This window comes from Burkholderia savannae, from assembly GCF_001524445.2.
Lineage (GTDB): Bacteria > Pseudomonadota > Gammaproteobacteria > Burkholderiales > Burkholderiaceae > Burkholderia > Burkholderia savannae.
In genome coordinates this window covers 2,191,793-2,213,185 of the sequence record NZ_CP013418.1, presented here as the reverse complement: position 1 = coordinate 2,213,185, position 21,393 = coordinate 2,191,793, and the positions used below count along the sequence as shown (strand labels likewise).

The window sequence follows — 21,393 nt, the reverse complement described above, 5'->3', positions numbered from 1 at the left end:
TTCTTCATGTGCGACGTGTCGTCACACCGAATTCCCATTCGTATAACGAAATATCGAATCGGAATGCGACCCTCAACGAGTGCGGATCACTGTTTTGGCATTCTTCGCGACGAACGGCCGCACATGCAGCGCCGGCGCATTTGGAGAACGTCCGCATCGGTGAAATAAAGGGCCACGCACGAACACTGCCCGTACGCCGCACGAACGCCTGATGCACGACGCCGACGAATTCGCATTCGCATGAAAGCCGCCGCGCAAACCGCCGATGCGTCGAAGCGTCGACGTTCGCCGTTATTCCCTTTCCAGAATGATTTCGACGCGTCGGTTTTGTGCGCGTCCGTCGTCGGTCGCATTCGACGCAACCGGATTCGACTTGCCGAATCCATTCACGACCACGCGATCCGCCAGCAATCCACGCTCGCGCAGATAGTCGGCAACGGTGCGCGCGCGGCGAGCTGAAAGCGCATTGTTGTACGCATCCGAACCGATGGCATCGGTGTAGCCGGACACCAGCACGACGCGAAACCGCTTGCCCTTCGCTTGGCGAATGACATCGTCCAACGCGCGCTTGCCAAGCAGTTTGAGGTCGGCGCGATCGAAATCGAATAGCGCGTCGCCATGAAACAGCACCTTCTCCGGCGGCTGGACAGGCGGCGGCACAATCGCAGCCGGCGGTTGAGGCTTGATCGGCGGTCGGGGCTTGACTGGCGCATCGCAACGAAACACCAGCCGGTCCGGCGTACGGCCAATCGGCCCGATCGTCTCGAGAACGTGCAAGGACGGCGATCCGGGCTGGATCTCACAAAGCTCCCGAGCCTTCTTCAAGCACGATCCGGTTTCAACAAAAAGGCCCGTGCATTCGACTTCAAACTGCTTCCCTGCGGCATCACCGACCGGACGCGCATTCACCGTCGGACCGGAATAGACGGTACACCCCGCAAGCGCCGACAGCGCAATAACAATGATGAGATTTTTCATGTTCTACTAAATGATTTTTATGTTCGATCCAATGGCGTCACGTCGCGCGTCAACGCGCCGCCCGAGACGCCTCGCACATAAAGGTGACGGCAGCCGGCTCCTGAGGGCCGATCTTCACGACGTGCGACGCTTCGCAAACTTCCGCCGCGCGTTGCCTGCAGGCCTCCATTCCGCCGAACAACCCGGAACACGTCACCCGATACCGCTGAATGCCGTCTTCCGCCCTGATCGAGTAGATATTGGTTCGAGACGTGGAGAAGGACGAACAACCTGCAAGAGCTGTAACGAGCAACAGCACGATAAATTTCATGACGAGTCTGCAATTCGATGGACGAGATCGGTCAAAGCGGAGACGCACGTCCCGCGCGCATTGACCGGATGGAGACATGTACGCGCCAAAATGTGTCCCGGCCGCGGAACGCGGGCTTGCGCAACCGTGTTTCGCCCGTAAGATTAGCGGCGGGCAATTCGATCGGATATCGAAGTTCTACGAATATGGCGAGGCATTTCCGGCGCCGCTTAGGCCGCTTCCGTTCCGGAGCGAACGAGAAATCGAATGGAAATCCGGACCGTCGGTTCACCGCACCTATCCGCGCTACCGGCGAAGCGCGATGCCGACGCTTGCCTCGCCATCGCCCTCACCGTGCGAGCGTGCGCCCGCGCCTCAGCAGGAGTATCGGCAACGAATCGGGCGACAGCCGGTTGCGCCCGCAAACGGACGCGCACGCTGAATCTTCCGCCGCCGCGGCATGAATCACTTGTAGCTGATGGTGAACGTCGCGATGCCGTTCGCCGCGCCCGGCGTGATGACGCTGCCGGTCTGGTAATAGCGCGCCGTCATCGGAATCGCCAGCGTTGTGCCTGCGGTCGCGCTGCCGGCATCGAGTTCGGAACCGAACGTCACCGGCGAGCCGTTCATCAGCAGTTGAATGCCGACGCCGGTCGCCGCCGCCTCGCTTTGCGTGATCGCCAGAACGCCGGGCGCGCCGGAACTGTCTGCCGTCGCGGAAAACGTCAGCGCGACGTTGTACGTGCCGGACGGCTGAGTGCACGTGAGGCCGATGCTGAAATTCCGGTCCGCAAAGGAGGAGCCGATCCCCGTGAAGCGGTCGACGCGCACGTCGCCGAGGGGAACGGTCATGCTGCGCGATCCCGTATCGATGTCGCAGGTATAGGAAACGAACGAAATGCTGGCTAGACCGCGAATGTAATGCGAACCTTTCTTGTTGTTCGTATTACTGTCCAAATAGAAGGCCGGCATGTCCGCCGCGCTGACAACGCCTTGCGCGGGCGTCGCGCCCGTCTTCCTCAATTCCAGGCCGACAGTTCCGCTCGCATAGCCGGCCTTGCCGCCGAGATCGACGACCAGCGGGCTCTTGATTTGCTGCGCAGTGTTTCCGCCCTGCCCCTCGTAGGTCAGCCAGAAGGTCAGCCCGTATTGCTGAAGCGTCGAGCTCAAGTCGGTGCGCCAAACATAAATATTGCTGGTGTCGATCCAACCCAACGTGCAATACGTGCTGAAGCCGATACTGCTCTGGCTCCACAACACTGTCCCGATCGGCGCATCGGACGCGACCGCGATGGCCGGAAGCGTGACGAGCGTCTTGTCGCCTTCGCAAGTCGCCGCGCGCGCACCCATCGGCAGTGCGGCGGCGGCAATCCATAAGCAGCACGCCACCCTGCGCATGCGAAAGAAACCAAGCGGCCGCACGAGCGATTCCCGTTTCAATTGCATGTCGCCTCCACGGCCGGATACGCGCCGGCCGGCGCTTGCTCGGGCAGCGTGTAGTTCACGTGGCATCGATTCTGCCGCTCCGCGCCCCAGCGAACGAAAAAGCGCCCCTCGATATCCGGCAATCCGGCCACGAACGTCTCGCCGTCCATCCCTACGACGCCGAGCGCCTGCCCCTCGTCGTTTTCGGCCGTCGCCCCCTGCGGAGGAGATGAGCCGTCCGGGCGCGTCAGTGCGAACATCGCCCGGAAGCCGACGACCGAATCGAAGTGGGCTTGAACGACCGCGGCGCGAGTCGGCACCACCTCGCTCACCGGATTGCGGATTTCCACATCCTGCGGCATGCGGCGCGGGTCGATGACGATGCGATTGACGCGGTATGGATTCAGACGCGGAATCACCGCTTCGCCGGCCCGATTCGTGCTCACGCCAGGATGCATTTCGAAGTGGATTCCACTCACGTTCGGAACTCCCACGACCGCCACGGTATCGCCGAGCGGCTGCGTGAATAGCAGTCCCGTCCCGTGCCACAGCATTCCACCCGCCGCCGTGAGCGCGGCCTGCGAATATCCGCGACCGCTGCCGACCGATGCGCCGTAGCGGCCAAACGGCGCAAGGTAACTCGCCGATGCCGTTCCGCTTACGTCCGACTGGTTCGAATGCGCGACGCCGACGCTGTAATTCAGTTGCTGATCGCTGCTGCCGCCGCCAACCGTCACCTGTTGATTGAAGTGATTCTCGTTGTTTCGGCTTGCGAAGTACGTGACATTCGTGCCGCTGCTCGTCGCACGCGCTCTCGCGCCGCCGAACAGCGCTTCCAGCGGCATCGACAGCGACAACGACACGTTCCAGCTCGACGGCACGCCGTTTCCTTTACTGTACGTGGAATAAAGTCCGTAGCTGGCGCGGCCCCAATTGCCGTTGTAACCGAGTTGATACACCGTGCTGCGCGCCGCACTGCCCCAGTATGTCTGCAGGACCACGCTCGCGTACATCGAGCCTAAGCGGCCCAGACGCTGATTCACGTTGCCTTCCAGGCGTTGGCGTTTCGCGCCGAGCGCGGCCGGTTCGCTGCCGTCGCGCAATTGCACCGCATCGGCGAAGCTGCGATAACCCGCAGTGGAATAACGATACGCAAGCAATCGGAAATCCGTACCCCAACCGCCCACCGCCTTCGCGTAAAGCACGCGAAACGCCTGTCCGGATACCGTACTGCTGTCGGCCATATCGATCGCGCTTCGCGCGTGCGTCACGTCGAACGACACAGCGCCGACGGTGCCGAGATTCTTGCCGATTCCGACCAACACCGATTGATACATGCCGGCCTCGATGACACCGCCATACAACGAGAATTCGCCCGGCAAGCCGCGTGCGAGCGTCGCCATCGCGAAATTCGGATGGGAGCCCGAAATGCCGTCGCGATATTGGCCCGCCGTGACGTTGTAGCGCCACGAGCCGTCGCGCAACAGCATGGGCACCGCGGAGTAGGGTTGCGTAAATGTCGTGACATGCCCGTCGGCCTCGGTGATCGTCACGTCCAGATTGCCCGACGACGATGTCGGATAGAGATCGTCGATCGTGAACGGCCCGGGTGGCACGTAGGCGCTGTAGATGACGAAGCCGTTCTGCTTGATCGTCACCTGCGCATTGGTCTGTGCGACGCCGTGCACAGTCGGGGCATAACCCCGCAGGCTATCGGGCAGCATGGTTTCGTCGGTATTGATCTGTACGCCGCGAAACTGGAAGCCGTCGAAAATGTTGGACGGCGTCGTGCCTTCGCCGGCCATCAGCCGGCTGTTCCAGCCTTGGATATCGCGCTGCACGAACGTGTTGATGATCTGAAAGCGGTCTCGTCCGTCGAGCCCGCGCAGAAACGACGACGTATGCGACAACCGCCAGGCGCCCAGATTGATGCCGCCGCGAAGGCCCGCGTACAGCGTCGTTCGCGAATTGGCGGACGCGTAGTTGCCGCCCGCATATTGCGCGGCACTCAGTTGGTAGTCGAGCAGCGCGGCGTTGATGCCCTGATCCCAGCGAGCCGGATCTACCGATCCGCGCGCACGTCGCTTCAATGCGGCTTGAGGCACCGTCACGTTTAGACGCAGTTGATGGCTGTCGAACGCGACGCGCGCGTCGGGAACGCTGTCGACGATATCGACGCAAGCGTCCTCACGAGCCTGCGCCAGCCTCGGAAGCACGGCGACGTTGACGCCCCACTCGTCGAACATCCGGGCGGTCAGGCAAGGAACCGCGTCCTCCCGGCTTTCGGGCACGAACTCGATGTCACGCCTGTCGATTGCCTCGTCGTTGACGAAGATCGACACCAGATAAACGCCCGGCAGTACGCGATTCGACGTCGCGTACACGGAAAGGTCCGCCCCGCCCCTGCCGCCGCCCAGTTCGAGAAAGGCGGGATCGAACTCGAACGCTTGCTCGCCACGGACGACGGACGAAAGCGCGGTCAGCGCGGCGGCCAGCACGATCGCTCGTATGCGCAAGAAGCCGACGTCGGCACCCCGATGCCGAGCCATCGCAGCTTATTGCGGTGGCGCGTCCGGCGTTCCGGCTGGTTGCGCGGTCACCTCCGTCGCCTGGGTGACGGCGCCGTAATCGTTGATCGTCGTATAGCTGAACTTGACCGGACCGACATGCGAGATCGCCCTGAGAGGAATCGGGACAATCAGCTCGCTCTTGGGGTTCACCATGTCCGCGTTGATGCTTGCGTTCTGCGCGGCCTGGATTTCGATGGTCGAGAAGGTCACGTGATACGGCGTCGGATTGCTGACCTTCAACGCCGCGCCCTGCCCGATCGGGCTCGGCACGACCGACCATTTGAGTTGCGGCGGCGCATCGGCCGCGCTGCCGCGCAAACCGGCAGGCCGGTAAAAGAGCTTGATGCGCGTGAGGACCGCGATCTTCAGCGTGTTGACGTCCGCCTTGCGCTTCTGCGTGGGCGGGATTTCCTTCACGTTGAGCCAGTAGACGGATTCGGCGTCCTGCGGCAAACCTGCACCCCGTTTCACGTAGCGCACGCTCACACGCTGCTCCTTGCCGCCGTCCAGACGAAAGAGCGGCGGCGTGACCGTAAACGGCATGCGCCGGGTGTTCCCGTTTCCGTCATCGACGAAGATCTGAATCACATACGGCGTCTCGCCTTTATTGCGCACCGCAACCGACGTATCGCGCGCGTCGGCTTTTGCATCGAACACCACGCGCGTACCGCCGACCTGAATGCCGGCATACGCTTCGACGCCGCCCAACGCGAGGGCGGCAGCAAAAGCGGCGTGACAAATGATAGACAGGCGCATATCTCGTCTCTCCCCGAAAAATTAACTGGCCTAGGTGCCGCGTCGGTGAAATCCGCCCTCGATGCGCGCGATTGCGCGCGCACGGAAGGAGGCGGCGTCCGCTACTTGTACGTCAGCGCAAACACGGCGGTGGCGTTCGCCGCGCCGCCCGTCACGGTTGCCGATGTCGCGATATAGCGCGCTGCGAAGTTGAACGTGTTGTCACCCTCGGCGATCGTGTATTCCTTGCTGCTCGTGCCGATGCTGATCGGCGTGCCCGTGTCGTCGACGAGCTGGAGCGCGACGCCGCCCGCCCCGCCGACGGTCGTTTGCAGCGCCTCGGGATTGGCCGTGTCCGTGGTGCCCGTGAACAGCACCGTCGCCCCCGACGTCGACGCACCGCAATTCTTGAGGACAATCTTGAACGCCGTGGTGCCGGTGGTCGATCCCACGCCGCTGAAGTCGTTCGCAAAGACCTTCGCCATGGTGACGGCGCTGCTGGTGGCGGTCGTATCGATTTCGCACGGGACATCGGTGATGCTACCGGTGAAATTGATCGTACCGGTCGTGGCAGTTTGCGAATAAGCCGCGCCGACGGAGAGCATCGACAGCAGAACGGCCACTACCCCGCGTTGCATTCGTTTTGCTTTCATCTCGGTTCCATCCGAAAGGGATAGGTGAAACTATCTTAAGAGACACAATTCTTTACGTCACCATTTTTCACGAACAAACACTTCAATGCGAGTTGCCCTTATCCGAACGGCAGGCATCGCGCAAATTTCACTTGCATTTATCGGAATGCCAGTATTTGGGATTTATTTTCCCAATCAATTACATGATCCTTACGAAATAAATTCTTTCGCACCGAAATGGCGCACACGCGATCCACGCATTCGAATCTACAAAGCGCGGCACAGCGCCTGAAGAGTGCGCGTCGATTCACCGACGACTCTCGAATCGACGGATGCACTCCCCTTTCCCTCCAACAGCAGGACGTCGCCATCCAAACAAAAATCTCGCAGAGCAAGGCCGGAGCACGGGTTCATGCTCGATCCCGAGCCGTCGGAACCACCATTTGATCCGACGCGACGCACATCCCTTTCACCGCATGGCCAGGCTGATTAAACCAGTGCGCATCGCCCAGCGATAAACAAGATCAATTAAAGACGATGCTCGAAAACATTTTGACAATAACGATCGATCGCGCAACGACGATTCATGCGTCACGGCATCAATTGATCATACCATTGCAGTCAACAATTTTTATTGATGTTTCTTGGCATTGTTAATAATCTTTCACGAGTTGTCCAGGAACCCGAATCAGTAGCCGATTCCTTTGGCGCGAGGCAATCATGACCCGTGGAAACGCCCTTCATGTGCTGGCTCTGCTGCTGATGGCATTTCTTGCTGCGTGCAGCGGCAGCGATCTCGATTCAACTGCCCAACCGCCCGCCGGCCTGAATTACAGCGTTCCGGTGGTCGTCTATGACAAGGGGACGCCGATCATTCCCAATTCGCCGCACAGCAGCGGCGGCTCCATCACGAAGTACGGCGTATCGCCCGCGCTGCCCAGCGGGCTTGCGCTCGATCCCGCAACCGGCGTGATCGCCGGCACCCCGTCCATCGTCGCCCCCGTGACGATTTACGTCGTCACGGGCAGCAACAGCGCCGGCAGCGTGACGGCGCGTGTGCAAATCGAAGTGGAGGACGGCATCGCGGCACCGGACAGCCTCAGCTATCCGGACAATCCGGTCATCTATACGACCGGCGTACAGATCAGCCCGAATACGCCGACGACTTCGGGTGGCGAGATCACGCAGTACGCCGTCGAGCCCGCGCTGCCGGCGGGTCTGACGCTGGACCCGCAGACGGGCGTCATCAGCGGCACGCCGGCCGCCGTGACCGCGCCGGCGAACTACACCATCACCGGCAGCAATAGCGCGGGAAGCGCGCAAGCGCAGGTCAACATCCAAGTACAGGCTCAGACTGCCCCGCCGACGAGTTTGACGTATTCGGACCCGGCGCCGGTGTACGTGGCCGGGCGCGTGATTGCGCAGGACGTCCCGGAACTCGCGGGCGGCGCCGCGACCGCGTATTCGGTGTCGCCAGCCCTGCCGGCCGGCTTGAGCGTCGACGCACAGACCGGGGTGATCAGCGGCACCCCTCAAAACGCGCAGCCCCAAACAGCCTATGCCGTCACCGCCAGCAACAGCGCGGGCAGCGTGACGGCGCAGGTTGCAATCACCCTTACCGCCACCGGACAGTGGCTATCCGTCGATGATCTGACTCAGGCGCGTTACGCCCACACCGCAACGCTGCTACCCAACGGCAAAGTGCTCGTTACGGGCGGCGCCAACAACTTGGGCGTCCCATTGTCGTCAACGGAGTTGTACGATCCGGCGAGCAACACGTGGGCGGCCGGCGCAGGCATGACTCAAGCGCGCAGCGCGCACACCGCGACGCTGCTGCCCAACGGCAAGGTGCTGGCCGCGGGCGGAGCCGGCATCCTGTTTTCCGGCGAAGTGTACGATCCCGCCAGCGATACGTGGACGCCCGTCGTCGCTGCCGTCACCACCACAGACGTGCGCAGCGCACATACCGCAACGCTGTTGCCCAACGGCAAGGTGCTGATCGCGGGCGGCGTGGACGACTTCGGCAGCGCACTGGCCTCGGCAAGAATATACGATCCCGTCAGTAACGGATGGACGAGCGCCGCCAGCATGAATCAGGCGCGCCGCGCACATACCGCGACGCTGCTGCCCAACGGCAAGGTGCTGGTGGCGGGCGGAGCCGGCATCCTGTTTTCCGGCGAAGTGTACGATCCCGCCAGCGATACGTGGACGCCCGTCGTCGCTGCCGTCACCACCACAGACGTGCGCAGCGCACATACCGCAACGCTGTTGCCCAACGGCAAGGTGCTGATCGCCGGCGGCGTGGACGGCAGCGGCAGCGCACTGTCGACGACAAAAATATACGATCCCGTCAGTAACGGATGGACGAGCGCCGCCAGCATGAATCAGGCGCGCAGCGCACACACCGCGACGCTGCTGTCCAACGGCAAAGTGCTGGTGGCGGGCGGGCGAGGCAACGCCCTGTCTTCTGCCGAGATTTACGACCCGAACAACGATACGTGGACGGCGGTTGCCAGTATGAATCAGGGCCGCGCCGTCTACGCCGCAACGCTGTTGTCTGACGGCCGAGTGCTTGTCGAGGGCGGGCACGGCAGCGTCGCCGGCTTCCTCGGCGCCCTTTCTTCGACAGAGGCATATATGCCCTGACGCAACGAAACGAGCGCTGCGGACGACGTGCCATTGATTAGGACAGCGATCGTACGGCACATCGTGCGCGCGAGGCATTCTTGCGTGAGGCCACGGGTACGCGCCAAGCCCGCCATGCCGGCGACTTTCTCATTGCACGCATCTGGATCGCACCCGATACGGCGGCGGCTTTATCGCCTGCCGCAGCCACACGCCAGCCAACGCCATGCCCCCTCCAACACGATGGCGGCGCTACAGCGGCTCGCCGAGCAGCAGCAAGGCGTGAGCGCCACGAATACGGGCAGGAAATTCATGAAGCGGCTGGCTCGGCGTGGAGCGCTCAGGCGCACGCCCGTCATCCACGGAGACGGCGCGAGGATCGACACCGCAAGCGCCGCATACGGCACCGGCGACAGCTTCTCGAAGGTCATTGGCGACGAAGGCGCGAGCCGATACCACGGCAAAGGGAACATGACGGCAAACCCGGCCTGCGCGGCGAGCGATTGCCAGATGGGCAACGGCAGGCCCGGCGTCTCGGCGGCACGACGCACGTGGCATGCGCAATCTTCGCCGCGAGCATCAAGGCATCCCCCGTGCGAGTCCCGCTTTGGAGCAGGCTCGCGGGATCACCATGGCTGGTCAGCACAACCGGCCCGATGATCGGCAGGAGGCCGCCCACCGACACCCCGACCGTCAGCGTCTCGCTCGCGAACACGAGGCTCAGCAACGCCGGCACCAGCGGCATGATCGCGATGATGATGCGCACGTTGGTTGCGGAAGCCGACTTCCCGGCAATGTCCGCCACGCCTTGGTAGGCCACCATGTTGAGGATCGCGCGCTCAAACCAGGCGAAAGGCGATCGATTCAATAATTCGACAGCTCTCGTCGAATGCCACGAAGAAGCCGCCTTCCTTTGCACACCGGCCCCAAAGAACCTCTGATCGGCCTCACCATCCGCCCCCATAAAATCCCGTTGACTTTATATCTTTCGATATATATCTTTCGATACATCTAAAGACGTAAAGGAGACGGCGATGCGCCACGCTCACCTGTTTTCGCGCCGCGATTGCGGCATGCATGCCTCGTCCGGCCCCGGTCCGCTCGAGATGTTCCGCCACATGATCGGCGGCCATCGCCGCGGCGGCGGCCGGCACGGCTTCGGTCCATTCGGCGGCTTCGGCGGCGGCCCGGGCGGTTTCAGCGGCTTCGGCGGGGACGATGCGATGCCGCGCGGCCGTCAATTCAGCGCCGACGACCTGCAGTTGCTGCTGCTCGCGCTGCTCGCCGAACAGCCGAGCCACGGCTACGAGCTGATCAAGGCGCTCGACACGCGCTCGAGCGGCTTCTACGCGCCGAGCCCCGGCATGGTGTATCCGGCGCTCACGTACCTCGAAGAGCTCGGCTACGTGACCGTGCAGGCCGAAGGCAACCGCAAGCGCTACGCGCTCGCCGATGCGGGCCGCGCGCATCTCGACGCGCAGCGCGAGCGCGTCGACCTGCTGTTCGCGAAGCTCGCGCATCTCGGCCGCAAAATGGAGTTCATGCGCCGCGCATTCGCCGGCGAAACGCCCGCCGCCGAAGACGACACGCACGGCTGGCTGCCGGAATTCGTCGACGCGCGGATGGCGCTCAAGCAAGCGCTCTTTCGCAAAAGCGGCGCCGACGCCGACGAGCAGCGCCGCATTGCGGCGATCCTGCGGCGCGCCGTCGCCGACATCGAAGGCCGGACCGAGGGCTGATCGCGCCGCGTCCGGTTTATCAAGGAGAACCAATCGATATGACCCAACCGACTACCGAGCGCGCCGTCGTTCGCGTGCGCCATACGCTGAAATTCCGCCTGTTGCAGGTCAAGCGCGTTGCCAAGGTGACGCCGCATTTGATGCGCGTGACGCTGACGGGCGACGAACTCGACGATTTCGAATCGGCGTCGTTCGACGATCACGTGAAGGTCTTCTTCCCGCCGCCCGGCGAAGACGCGCCCGCACGCCCCGAATTCGGCCCGAACGGCATCGTGTTTCCCGAAGACAAGCCGCGCCCCGTCGCGCGCGATTTCACGCCGCGCCGATACGATCGCGCCGCGCGCGAGCTCGATCTCGATTTCGTGCTGCATCATCCGGGGCCCGCGTCGCAATGGGCCGCGCAGGCGCGCGTCGGACAGACGCTCGGCATCGGCGGTCCGCGCGGTTCATTCGTGATCCCGAAGGATTTCGACTGGCATCTGCTGATCGGCGACGACACCGCGCTGCCCGCCGTCGCACGGCGACTCGAGGAATTGCCGGCCGGGACGCGCGTCGCCGCGGTGCTGGAAGTGGCCGATCCGTCGGCGCAGATCGAATTCGCGACCGAGGCGAACCTGTACGTCATGTGGCGTCATCGCGACGATGCGGCGAATGGCGAGCGAGGCGCGAGCCGGTTGGTCGACGCGTTGCGGGAACTGCCGCTGCCGGCCGGCGACGGCTACGTGTGGGCGGCCGGCGAAGCGGCCGCGATGCGCGGCGTGCGCGAGCACCTGTGCCGCGAGCGCGGCGTCGCGAAATCGCGGATTCGCGCGTCCGCTTACTGGAAGCACGGCGCGGTTGCGGTGCACGAATCGCTCGAAGACTGATGCGCCAAGCGAGCCTAAAACGCGGCGCACGCGTTCGACTCGCGACAACGGTGTAGCGACGCGCATCGCATGCCAGCGCCACACCCGCTTCGAGCGCATGCGCTCGAAGCGCGCGGCGTTCGTTGCCGACACGCACGCCTCTCTTGTCACGCCTGAATCATCGCGCCACGCATCGATCGGCGCGACGGCATGCGCGCACGCATGCGACCGCCGAGGGCGGAAAACGCCCTCACGCGGCGCAGGTCATCGCGTCGCGTTTTCGTATGAACTGCATCGCATCCGCATCGCCGCCGCCGCGCCGGCCTATCCCGAAATAGCCGCGCTTGGCGGCGCTCGCCATGCGCCGATCGCGGCGCACGCTTTTCGTTCGAACTGAATCATGCAACCGCGCGGTTCGAACCCGTCCGCATCGCGCCGCCAAACCGCGCCGCACATCCCGGCGCGCCCGATTGGCGTCGACCAAGCCATTTCGTTCGTTTCGCGGCCGATTTCCCGCAGATGAATGCCGCACCGGCATCCGCCGGCGCGCACGCGTTTGCATTCCGTCGATCGCCTTTCGGTGCGCGGACATCGGCGCAATCGCGTCTCTACACGCACGGAGTTGCATCCGCGCCGCCGGTGTTCTATACCTATCTCGACGGCATGCGGCCCGTGCGGCGAAGCCGTCGCGGCACGCAACGGCGTATTTCATGGGGCACAGAGCGGCCCGCGCCGCCGTGGCCGGATATCGAGACAAGCACGACGCGTCGCGGCGCCTGCGCGCGTCGAATGACAAAAGGAAAAGATCGCGCGATTCGCGCGTCGTCACCCGGATACGCGACCACCATGACTCGCCGCCACACCCACGCAGGCATCCCGAGAACCCTCAGAATCGTCGGCTATTGCGGGCTCGGCGCGATCGCGATCGCGCTGTTCGTCGCGATGTGCGCGATCCTCAAGGACAGCGCGCTCGATCGCGAAGCCGCGCGCCAGATGCACAACGAGAACGTCGAACTGCACGGCGGCGCCGATGTCGAGTCCGGCTCGGCGAACGACGCCGCCCAAACGAGAGCGCCCGGTTAGTTCGGATTCCCGTCGATTGTCGTCAATCGACGCGGATCGAGCGCTCGTGCAATCGCGTGAACGCGACAGCGTGCACCGATTCGCCGACGCGCTCGAGCAGCGCCGTCACCGGGCGGCCGTACAGATGCGCGGCGAGCGCACCGGCGGTTCCGACGAGCGCGCCGCCCGCGATATCGAGCGGCCAGTGCACGCCGACATAGATGCGCCCCCAGCCGACCACCGCCGCGATGACGGCGAGCACGACGCCCGCCGCGCGCGTCGCGCCGGCGACGAGCAGGCCCGCCGCGACGCTGCAGACGAAGGTCGCGTGATCGCTCGGGAACGAACCGTCGGGCGCATGCGGAATCAATTGCGTGCCGATGCCGAGCGCGAACGGCCGCGGCGAATACCAGAAGTGGCCGATCACCTGCGCGAGCGCGAGCGCGACGCATGCGCCGACGCCCGCTTCGATCGCCTGGCGACGCGTCGCACGCGCGCCCATCACCCAGGTCAGCAGCAGCAGCGCGGGCACCGCGTAGACGAGCCAGTCGGCGGCGAACACGCCGAAGCGAACGGCGGCGAGATGCGGCGCAGAACCCGCATTGAGCGCGGAAAAAACAGCGAGATTGAAGTTTTGCATGGGGTTGAAACGGTAGCGAATCGAACGACGCCGGGTCACCGGTCCGCACGATGCTAGGACGCGCACGCTTAAGGAAGGCTTAACCCGAAGCGCCGCAAGATCGAGATCGAAAGGAAAATCGAAAATTCTACAACGCAATTCTTCGAGAACGGTCGCTCCCCAAAAGTTCAATCGAACGCGCCGCGCGTCGCGACACGCTGCATCGGGCCGACGTTCACACCCGTTTCACGGGCCCCGTAAATGCTCACCATTGCCCCCGAAAAGCCTCACCTTTCGCCGGAGCGGAACCGGGAGCGAACCGTCTTCCTCGCCCGCCGATACGCGTTCGTTACTGCCTCTGCAACACTGTCAATATTTGTCATTTCGTTGCCGCGATTTCCGCAATAATCTTTTCCAGTTGCGGCATCGCACAATCGATTCGCAGAGGCATACGATATCGGCACCCCGACCACGAAGCGATCAACAAGGAGTCCGCATGAAGCCCAGCCAAGTCCGATCGAATGCATTCGCGATGCCGCTCACGAGCCCCGCGTTTCCGATGGGCCCCTACCGTTTCGTCAATCGGGAATTCCTGATCATTACCTACCGCACCGATATCGACCGCCTCCGCGAAATCGTGCCCGAGCCGCTCGAAGTGAAGGAGCCGCTCGTCCATTACGAATTCATCCGCATGCCGGATTCGACGGGCTTCGGCGATTACACCGAGAGCGGCCAGGTGATCCCCGTCGAGTACAACGGCCAGCCGGGCGGCTACACGCTCGCGATGTATCTGAACGATCACCCGCCGATCGCGGGCGGCCGCGAATTGTGGGGATTCCCGAAGAAACTCGCGCAGCCGACGCTCGAGACGCACATCGACACGCTGCTCGGCACGCTCGACTACGGCCCCGTGCGCGTCGCGACGGGCACGATGGGCTACAAGCATCGGGAGCTCGATCTCGAAGAGCAGGCGAAACGCCTCGCGGGCGCGAACTTCCTGCTGAAGATCATTCCACACGTCGACGGCTCGGCGCGCGTGTGCGAGCTCGTGCGCTACTACCTGCAGGACATCAAGATGAAAGGCGCATGGACGGGCCCCGCGTCGCTGCAGCTCGCGCCGCACGCGCTCGCGCCCGTCGCCGATCTGCCGGTGCTCGAGATCGTCGAGGCGCGGCACCTGCTCGCCGATTTGACGCTCGGCCTCGGCGAAGTCGTCTACGATTACCTCGCGCAGTGACGCGAGCCGCATCCTTCCCTACTTCTTTCTCGACAGGAATTCGATCATGAGCAATCTGAATGGCAAAACTGCAGTCGTGACGGGCGCGGCAAGCGGCATCGGCAAGGAAATCGCGCTGGAGCTCGCGCGTGCGGGCGCGGCGGTCGCGATCGCCGATCTGAATCAGGACGGCGCGAACGCGGTGGCCGAGCAGATCAAGCAGGCGGGCGGCAAGGCGATCGGCGTCGCGATGGACGTGACCAACGAGGACGCGGTCAACGCCGGCATCGACAAGGTTGCCGAGACGTTCGGCTCGGTCGACATTCTGGTGTCGAACGCGGGCATCCAGATCGTCAATCCGATCGAGAACTACGCGTTCGCCGACTGGAAGAAGATGCAGGCGATTCACGTCGACGGCGCGTTCCTCACGACGAAGGCCGCGCTCAAGCACATGTACCGGGACGATCGCGGCGGCGTCGTGATCTATATGGGCTCGGTGCATTCGCACGAGGCGTCGCCGCTGAAGTCGGCGTACGTGACGGCGAAGCACGGGCTGCTGGGGCTTGCGCGCGTGCTGGCGAAGGAAGGCGCGAAGCACAACGTGCGCTCGCACGTGGTGTGTCCGGGCTTCGTGCGCACGCCGCTCGTCGACAAGCAGATTCCGGAGCAGGCGAAAGAGCTCGGGATCAGCGAGGAGGAAGTGGTGAAGAAGGTGATGCTCGGGCAGACGGTCGACGGGGTGTTCACGACCGTCGAGGACGTCGCGAAGACGGTGCTGTTTCTGTCGGCGTTCCCGAGCGCGGCGCTCACCGGCCAGTCGTTTGTCGTCAGCCACGGCTGGTTCATGCAATGAAGCCGCGCGCCCGCACCGAAAAGCAGGCCGTCGATCCGGCGGATCTGCACAACGAAGCAAGCGTGCCGAATGCGCTCGAGCAAGAGCACGCGCACACGCACACGCCGTTCCATGATTTGCCGTACGAAACGATCGCGCTCGTGCTGCAAGGCGGCGGCGCGCTCGGCGCGTATCAAGCGGGCGTGTTCGAAGGGCTGCACGAAGCGGGCATTCCGCTCAACTGGATCGCCGGCATCTCGATCGGCGCGCTGAACACGGCGCTGATCGCGGGCAATCCGCCCGAACGGCGCGTCGAGCGGCTGCGCGAGTTCTGGAACACGATCTGCCAGCCCGCGTTCTTCCCCGCGCTGCCGGCCATGTTCGAATCCGCGCTCTTCAACAGCCACGAATACGTGCGCACGTTCTTCACCGCGAGCCAGGCGGCGAGCGCGGTCGTGCAGGGACAGCGCGGCTTCTTCGTGCCGCGCTTCCCGCCGCCGCTGCCGGGCTCGACGCATCCGCCGGAAAAGGTCAGCTATTACGACACGTCCGCGCTGCGCTCGACGCTCCTGAAGCTGTGCGACTTCGACCGGATCAATTCGGGCGAGACGCGCGTGTCGGTCGGCGCGGTGAACGTCGGTACGGGCAACTTCATCTACTTCGACAACGCGAAGACGACGCTGCGCCCCGAGCATTTCATGGCGTCGGGCGCGCTGCCGCCCGCATTTCCGCCCGTCGAGATCGACGGCGAGTTCTACTGGGACGGCGGCATCGTGTCGAACACGCCGCTGATGGAAGTGCTGCGCGCGTCGCCGCGACGCGACACGCTCGCGTTCCAGGTCGACCTGTGGAGCGCGCGCGGGCCGCTGCCCGAATCGATGAACGACGTGACCGAGCGCACGAAGGACGTTCAGTATTCGAGCCGCACGCGCCTCATCACCGACACGCTGCAGCGCGAGCAGCGCTTTCGCAACGTACTGCGCCGCGTGCTCGATCAGGTGCCCGAGGAAATGCGCAAGAACGATCCGTGGTGCCAGCAGGCCGAGACGCTGTCGTGCGGCAAGCGCTACAACGTTCAGCATCTGATCTATCAGCAGAAGGCGTACGAGCAGCACTACAAGGACTATCAGTTCGGCGCGTCGACGATGCGCGACCACTGGTCCGCGGGCCTCGCGGACATCCGCAAGACGCTCGCCGTGAAGAACGGCCTTGCGCTGCCGGACAACGACGCAGGCTTCGTCACGCACGACATTCACCGGATTCGGTGAGGCTCCCCGCTCGCGGCCGGCGCGCGCCGGCCGCGTCTTTCGTTTTCTCGCTCGCCGCTTCGCCATGCCGATTTTCATCGTCCTGTTCGCGCTCGCCGCCTTGATCTGGGGCGCGGTCTACACGTTTCATGCGATCGCCGCGCGCTTCGGCGACGCCATGGCGATCGGCGCCGCCGTCGTCGCGACCGCCGCGATCGCGGCGGCGGTCGCGCACTGGGCCCGGCGGCGGCGCGACGTCGCGCCGAACGCGCGAGAGGACGGCTGGACCCACGTGCTGCAGCGCGCATGGGGCGATCTGCGCATATCGGCGACGAAGGGGCTGCTGTGGCTGTCGCAGGACGGCGACGCCGGCCGCTACACGCTCACCGATCTGAGCGGCTGCCGCGCGCAGACGCTCGACGGCCGCTGGTATCTCGTCGTCGCCGTGCGCGACGAGCGGCGCGCCGAGTGGAAGCTGCCGATGGACGACAAGCGCGACGCGCAGCGCTGGGCGCGCGTGCTGACGCTCGCGAAGCGGCAGCGTCTGTAACGGGCCGGCCGCGCGCGACGGCCGGCGGTCGATCGTCGCCGCACGGAGCGCACAATCGGGGTCGAAATCCCCGTATCGGCAATCCGCGGAGCGAACGCGCCCGCGCCGCCGAAAACAAGCGGATCGTCCTATCCGCCCGCCGGCGCGCCTGCCACAGTAGCGGCGTCAGACTTTCGAACCGGAGTTCAGCGTGGCCGAAACCAACGCCTCCCGCACGCTCGCCTTTCGCCCGTTTACCCAGGACGACATCGACACTGCCCAGCGCCTGTCCAGTTGCTTTCAGTGGCCGCATCGCGTCGACGACTGGCGCTTCGTCGCGAAGCTCGGCAGCGGCTTCGTCGCGCAAGACGGCAGCGGCGTGATCGGCACCGCGCTCGGCTGGCGCTACGGCCGCGAGCACGCGTCGCTCGGCATGGTGATCGTCGCGCCGGACCAGCAGGGCCGCGGCATCGGCCGCGAGCTGCTCGCGCGGATCGTCGACGATCTCGGCGAGCGCACGCTGTTCCTGCACGCGACGCCCGCCGGCAAGCCGCTCTACGCGAAGTTCGGCTTCAAGCCGACCGGCATCACCGAGCAGCACCAGGGCGCCGCGTTTCATCCGCCGCTGATTTCGCTGCCGCCCGGCGAGCGCCTGCGTCCGATCGGCGTCAACGACACGGCGCGCCTCGGCGCGCTCGCATCGCGCGCGTGCGGCTACGACCGCAGCGCCGTGATCGACGCGTTGCTCGACGTCGCGAGCGGCATCGCGCTCGATCGCGACGGCGAGCTGCTCGGCTTCGCGCTGTTCCGCCGCTTCGGCCGCGGCCATGCGATCGGGCCGGTGATCGCGCCGGACACGCTGCGCGCGCAGGCGCTGATCAGCCACTGGCTCGCGCTGCACGCCGGCATGTTCGTGCGAATCGACGTGCCCGGCGACAGCGGCCTGTCCGACTGGCTCGAAGAGCTCGGGCTGCGGCGCGTCGACTCGGTCGTCGCGATGGTGCGCGGCGCGGCGCCCCAGCGCGATCCTGCGCTGCGGCAGTTCGCGATCGTCAATCAGGCGCTCGGCTGATTGCGCTCGGCCGCGATCGCCCGCTTCATGCGATGACCTTCGTCTACAAGGCCGATCCGGCGCGCGGCGCGCAGTGGGCGCGCCTTTTCGCGGAAAAAGCGCCTGATGTCCCGTTCCGTCTGTGGCCCGACATCGGCGATCCGTCCGCCGTCCGCTATCTGGCCGCGTGGCAGCCGCCCGACGCTCCGCTGCGGCTGATGCCGAATCTCGAAGTCGTGTTCTCGGTCGGCGCGGGCGTCGATCAGTTCGATCTGTCCTGCGTGCCCGCGCACGTCCCGGTCGTGAGGATGATCGAGCCGGGGATCGTCGAGGGGATGGTCGAATACGTGATGCAGGCCGTGCTGACGATTCATCGCGACATGTTCGACTACGCGGCGCTGCAGCGCATGCAGGTGTGGCGAGCGAAGCCGGTGCGCGCCGCCGCGTCGCGGCGCGTCGGCGTGCTCGGCCTCGGCATGCTCGGGCAGGCGGTGCTCGACGCGCTGCGCCGCTTCGGCTTTCCGTGCGCGGGCTGGAGCCGCTCGCCGCGCACGCTGGAGGGCGTCGACTGCTACGCGGGCGAAACGGGGCTCGCCGCGCTGCTCGCGCGCTCGGACATCCTCGTGTGCCTGCTGCCGCTCACGCCCGAAACGCGCGGGCTGCTCGACATGCCGTTGTTCGACGCGCTGCCGGACGGCGCGTCGCTGATCCACATCGGCCGCGGCCCGCAGCTCGTCGAAGCGGCGCTCCTCGACTCGCTCTCATCGGGCAAGCTCGACAGCGCGATCGTCGACGTGACGGACCCGGAGCCGCTGCCGGCGGGACACCCTTTCTGGACGCATCCGCGCATCCGGATCACGCCGCACATCGCGAGCGCGACGCGGCCCGACACGGCGGTCGACGCGGTGCTCGCGAATCTCGCGCGGCATCGCGCGGGGGAGCCGATGGTGGGCGTCGTCGATCGCGCGCGCGGCTATTAGGCGGTTGTCGGGCGGTTGTCGGCGGATATCGGGCGGGGCCGATGAGCGCTTGCCGGGTGCGATGCGCGGCGATGGGGCTCGGCGCGTGTTCGTGCGCGCTTGCACTTGCACTTGCACTTGCACTTGCACTTGCACTTGCACTTGCACTTGCATGCGCAGAAGCAAAGACAAAGACAAAGACACCGTACCTTCCCCATCGCGTGCGAAGCAACGCGCGCGTGCGTGACTGAAAACACCGCGTTCGAATTCGGCACCACGCATCATCAGCCAATCCGACATTCCGCGCCCCAAACGCGCACGCCGGCGCGCACGATCCACGGCGACACGCCATGCGGCCGAAACAGCCCGCGCCCGCACGCGGCGCGCCGTTCCCGAACGCACGGAATCCGCCGCGCCCGACGCAGCAGAAAATGCCGTCCCGCCCCGTCGAAACGCCGCATCCGTACGCTTGCGCGCCGCAATTGGACGCGCGCGTAAATCGTCCGATCGGTAGCATGGCCTCACACGTCCTGTTCGAACGAGAGCCTGCACCGCCATGATCATTCCATCGCTGATCGAAGCCGATCGTCGGCATCTGATCCATCCCGTCGTCAGCTACCGCGCGCACGAGGCGCGCGGCGTCACCGTGCTCGATTCCGCCGACGGCGTGTTCCTGCGCGACGCCGAAGGCAACGAACTCCTCGACGCGTTCTCCGGCCTCTGGTGCGTGAACGTCGGCTATGGCCGCGACAGCATCGTCAAGGCCGCGGCCGAGCAGATGGCGCGCCTGCCGTATGCGACCGCGTATTTCCACTTCGGCTCCGCGCCCGCGATCAAGCTCGCCGAGAAGCTGACCGCGCTCGCGCCGAAGTCGCTCGCACGCGTCTACTTCACGCTCGGCGGCTCGGACGCCGTCGATTCCGCGCTGCGCTTCATCACGCATTACTTCAACGCGACGGGCCGTCCGCAGAAGAAGCACGTGATCGCGCTCGAGCGCGGCTATCACGGCTCGTCGTCGATCGGAGCCGGGCTCACCGCGCTCGCGACGTTCCATCGCCACTTCGACGTGCCGCAGCCGACCCAGCATCACATCGAATCGCCGTACGCATACCGCCATCCGGCAGGCCACGACGATGCGGCGCTGATCGCCGCGTCGGTCGCGGCGCTCGAGGCGAAAGTCGCCGAGCTGGGGGCCGAGCGCGTCGCCGCGTTCTTCTGCGAGCCGGTGCAGGGCTCGGGCGGCGTGATCGTGCCGCCCTTCGGCTGGCTCAAGGCGATGCGCGACGCGTGCTCGCGGCTCGGCATCCTGTTCGTCGCCGACGAAGTCATCACCGGCTTCGGCCGCACCGGCCCGCTCTTCGCGTGCGAGGCCGAGGGCGTCGAGCCCGATCTGATGACGGTCGCGAAGGGGCTGACGGCGGGCTACGCGCCGATGGGCGCGGTGCTGATGTCCGACGAGATCTATCGGGGAATCGCCGACGGCGGCGCCGCCGACGCCGCGATCGGCCACGGCCACACGTATTCCGCGCACCCGGTGAGCGCGGCGATCGCGCTCGAAGTGCTGCGCCTCTATCACGAAGGCGGGCTGCTCGAAAACGGCATCGCGCATGCGCCGCGCTTCGCGCGCGAGCTCGACGCGCTGCGCGCGCATCCGCTCGTCGGCGATGCGCGTTCGCGCGGGCTGCTCGGCGCGCTCGAGCTCGTCGCCGACAAGGCGAGCAAGGCGCGCTTCGATCCGTCGCTCAATCTGCCCGAACGGATCGCGGCGGCGGCGTACCGCAACCGCGTCGTGTTCCGCGCGTTCGGCGACGGCATCCTCGGCTTCGCGCCCGCGCTCAGCTACACGGCGGACGATTTCGACTTGCTGTTCGCGCGGCTGCGCGCGACGCTCGACGAAGTGTCCGCGCAAACCGACGTGCGGCGCGCGCTCGACGCAGCGCACGCGCGAGCCGCGTGACGCGCTCCCACGTCAAGCCGGGAAGCCACGCCGGGAAGCCACGCCGGGAATCCGGAGCCCGGCGGACACGTGGGAAAACGCTG

Annotated in this window: 20 protein-coding genes; 11 read left to right on the top strand and 9 right to left on the bottom strand. The window is 65.3% G+C overall.

The window, feature by feature from the left end; genetic code table 11:
* Window positions 1-291: 291 nt before the first annotated feature.
* From WS78_RS30855 to WS78_RS30825, 6 genes are all read right to left on the bottom strand, one after another.
* Entirely contained in the window at window positions 292-978 is a 687-nt protein-coding gene (locus WS78_RS30855) for an OmpA family protein (protein WP_063889433.1), read from the bottom strand.
* A 49-nt stretch (window positions 979-1,027) separates the two neighbouring features.
* Complete coding sequence (locus tag WS78_RS30850) at window positions 1,028-1,288, bottom strand: hypothetical protein (RefSeq protein ID WP_038754894.1); 261 nt, start codon at window positions 1,286-1,288, stop codon at window positions 1,028-1,030.
* A gap of 444 nt (window positions 1,289-1,732) precedes the next feature.
* Window positions 1,733-2,713, bottom strand: coding sequence for a fimbrial protein (locus WS78_RS36630; protein WP_059576976.1), 981 nt, complete (start codon window positions 2,711-2,713; stop codon window positions 1,733-1,735).
* Window positions 2,704-5,190 carry a fimbria/pilus outer membrane usher protein gene (locus WS78_RS30840; RefSeq protein ID WP_059576980.1) on the bottom strand — a complete coding sequence of 829 codons (2,487 nt, stop codon included), beginning with the start codon at window positions 5,188-5,190 and terminating at the stop codon, window positions 2,704-2,706. Before WS78_RS30840 ends, WS78_RS36630 begins: the two co-directional genes overlap by 10 nt.
* 57 nt (window positions 5,191-5,247) lie before the next feature.
* Entirely contained in the window at window positions 5,248-6,018 is a 771-nt protein-coding gene (locus tag WS78_RS30835) for a fimbrial biogenesis chaperone (protein WP_059576983.1), read from the bottom strand.
* Window positions 6,019-6,119: 101 nt separating this feature from the next.
* Window positions 6,120-6,650 (bottom strand): fimbrial protein, encoded by a 531-nt coding sequence (locus WS78_RS30825; protein ID WP_052145213.1) that lies wholly within the window; start codon window positions 6,648-6,650, stop codon window positions 6,120-6,122.
* A gap of 699 nt (window positions 6,651-7,349) precedes the next feature.
* Here WS78_RS30825 and WS78_RS30820 point away from each other — a divergent pair.
* Window positions 7,350-9,275 carry a kelch repeat-containing protein gene (locus WS78_RS30820; RefSeq protein WP_156432504.1) on the top strand — a complete coding sequence of 642 codons (1,926 nt, stop codon included), beginning with the start codon at window positions 7,350-7,352 and terminating at the stop codon, window positions 9,273-9,275.
* 406 nt (window positions 9,276-9,681) lie between these two features.
* On the opposite strand, the gene WS78_RS36625 is transcribed toward WS78_RS30820, so the two are convergent.
* The gene (locus WS78_RS36625; protein WP_156437494.1) at window positions 9,682-10,077 is read right to left on the bottom strand and encodes a hypothetical protein; all 396 of its coding nucleotides are present in this window, start codon (window positions 10,075-10,077) and stop codon (window positions 9,682-9,684) included.
* Between the two features lie 211 nt (window positions 10,078-10,288).
* On the opposite strand from WS78_RS36625, the gene WS78_RS30815 reads away from it, so the two are divergent.
* A complete protein-coding gene (locus tag WS78_RS30815) occupies window positions 10,289-10,993 on the top strand; it encodes a PadR family transcriptional regulator (RefSeq protein WP_038754909.1) in 705 nt (234 codons plus the stop codon).
* Between the two features lie 38 nt (window positions 10,994-11,031).
* On the top strand, window positions 11,032-11,859 hold the full coding sequence (locus WS78_RS30810; protein ID WP_038754911.1) for a siderophore-interacting protein: 828 nt from the start codon (window positions 11,032-11,034) through the stop codon (window positions 11,857-11,859).
* 229 nt (window positions 11,860-12,088) lie between these two features.
* On the opposite strand, the gene WS78_RS36620 is transcribed toward WS78_RS30810, so the two are convergent.
* Window positions 12,089-12,322, bottom strand: a complete 234-nt coding sequence (locus WS78_RS36620; RefSeq protein WP_156437495.1) for a hypothetical protein — start codon at window positions 12,320-12,322, stop codon at window positions 12,089-12,091.
* A gap of 362 nt (window positions 12,323-12,684) precedes the next feature.
* On the opposite strand from WS78_RS36620, the gene WS78_RS30800 reads away from it, so the two are divergent.
* Window positions 12,685-12,921 carry a hypothetical protein gene (locus WS78_RS30800; RefSeq protein ID WP_059576999.1) on the top strand — a complete coding sequence of 79 codons (237 nt, stop codon included), beginning with the start codon at window positions 12,685-12,687 and terminating at the stop codon, window positions 12,919-12,921.
* Between the two features lie 22 nt (window positions 12,922-12,943).
* Here the strand turns inward: WS78_RS30800 and WS78_RS30795 are convergent, their stop codons facing one another.
* Window positions 12,944-13,540 (bottom strand): undecaprenyl-diphosphatase, encoded by a 597-nt coding sequence (locus WS78_RS30795; protein ID WP_038754915.1) that lies wholly within the window; start codon window positions 13,538-13,540, stop codon window positions 12,944-12,946.
* Between the two features lie 475 nt (window positions 13,541-14,015).
* Here WS78_RS30795 and WS78_RS30790 point away from each other — a divergent pair, with 475 nt between their 5' ends.
* From WS78_RS30790 to WS78_RS30760, 7 genes are all read left to right on the top strand, one after another.
* Window positions 14,016-14,756: an acetoacetate decarboxylase gene (locus WS78_RS30790; RefSeq protein WP_038754918.1), complete on the top strand. Its 741-nt coding sequence runs from the start codon at window positions 14,016-14,018 to the stop codon at window positions 14,754-14,756.
* A 46-nt stretch (window positions 14,757-14,802) separates the two neighbouring features.
* Window positions 14,803-15,588, top strand: coding sequence for a 3-hydroxybutyrate dehydrogenase (locus WS78_RS30785; RefSeq protein ID WP_060820302.1), 786 nt, complete (start codon window positions 14,803-14,805; stop codon window positions 15,586-15,588).
* The gene (locus tag WS78_RS30780; protein WP_059578405.1) at window positions 15,585-16,835 is read left to right on the top strand and encodes a DUF3734 domain-containing protein; all 1,251 of its coding nucleotides are present in this window, start codon (window positions 15,585-15,587) and stop codon (window positions 16,833-16,835) included. Before WS78_RS30785 ends, WS78_RS30780 begins: the two co-directional genes overlap by 4 nt.
* 64 nt (window positions 16,836-16,899) lie before the next feature.
* Window positions 16,900-17,364 carry a hypothetical protein gene (locus WS78_RS30775; RefSeq protein ID WP_059578409.1) on the top strand — a complete coding sequence of 155 codons (465 nt, stop codon included), beginning with the start codon at window positions 16,900-16,902 and terminating at the stop codon, window positions 17,362-17,364.
* Window positions 17,365-17,554: 190 nt separating this feature from the next.
* A complete protein-coding gene (locus WS78_RS30770) occupies window positions 17,555-18,415 on the top strand; it encodes a GNAT family N-acetyltransferase (RefSeq protein ID WP_059578412.1) in 861 nt (286 codons plus the stop codon).
* 32 nt (window positions 18,416-18,447) lie between these two features.
* Complete coding sequence (locus tag WS78_RS30765; protein WP_059578416.1) at window positions 18,448-19,374, top strand: 2-hydroxyacid dehydrogenase; 927 nt, start codon at window positions 18,448-18,450, stop codon at window positions 19,372-19,374.
* A gap of 535 nt (window positions 19,375-19,909) precedes the next feature.
* Entirely contained in the window at window positions 19,910-21,310 is a 1,401-nt protein-coding gene (locus tag WS78_RS30760; RefSeq protein WP_059578419.1) for an aminotransferase class III-fold pyridoxal phosphate-dependent enzyme, read from the top strand.
* Window positions 21,311-21,393 lie beyond the last annotated feature (83 nt).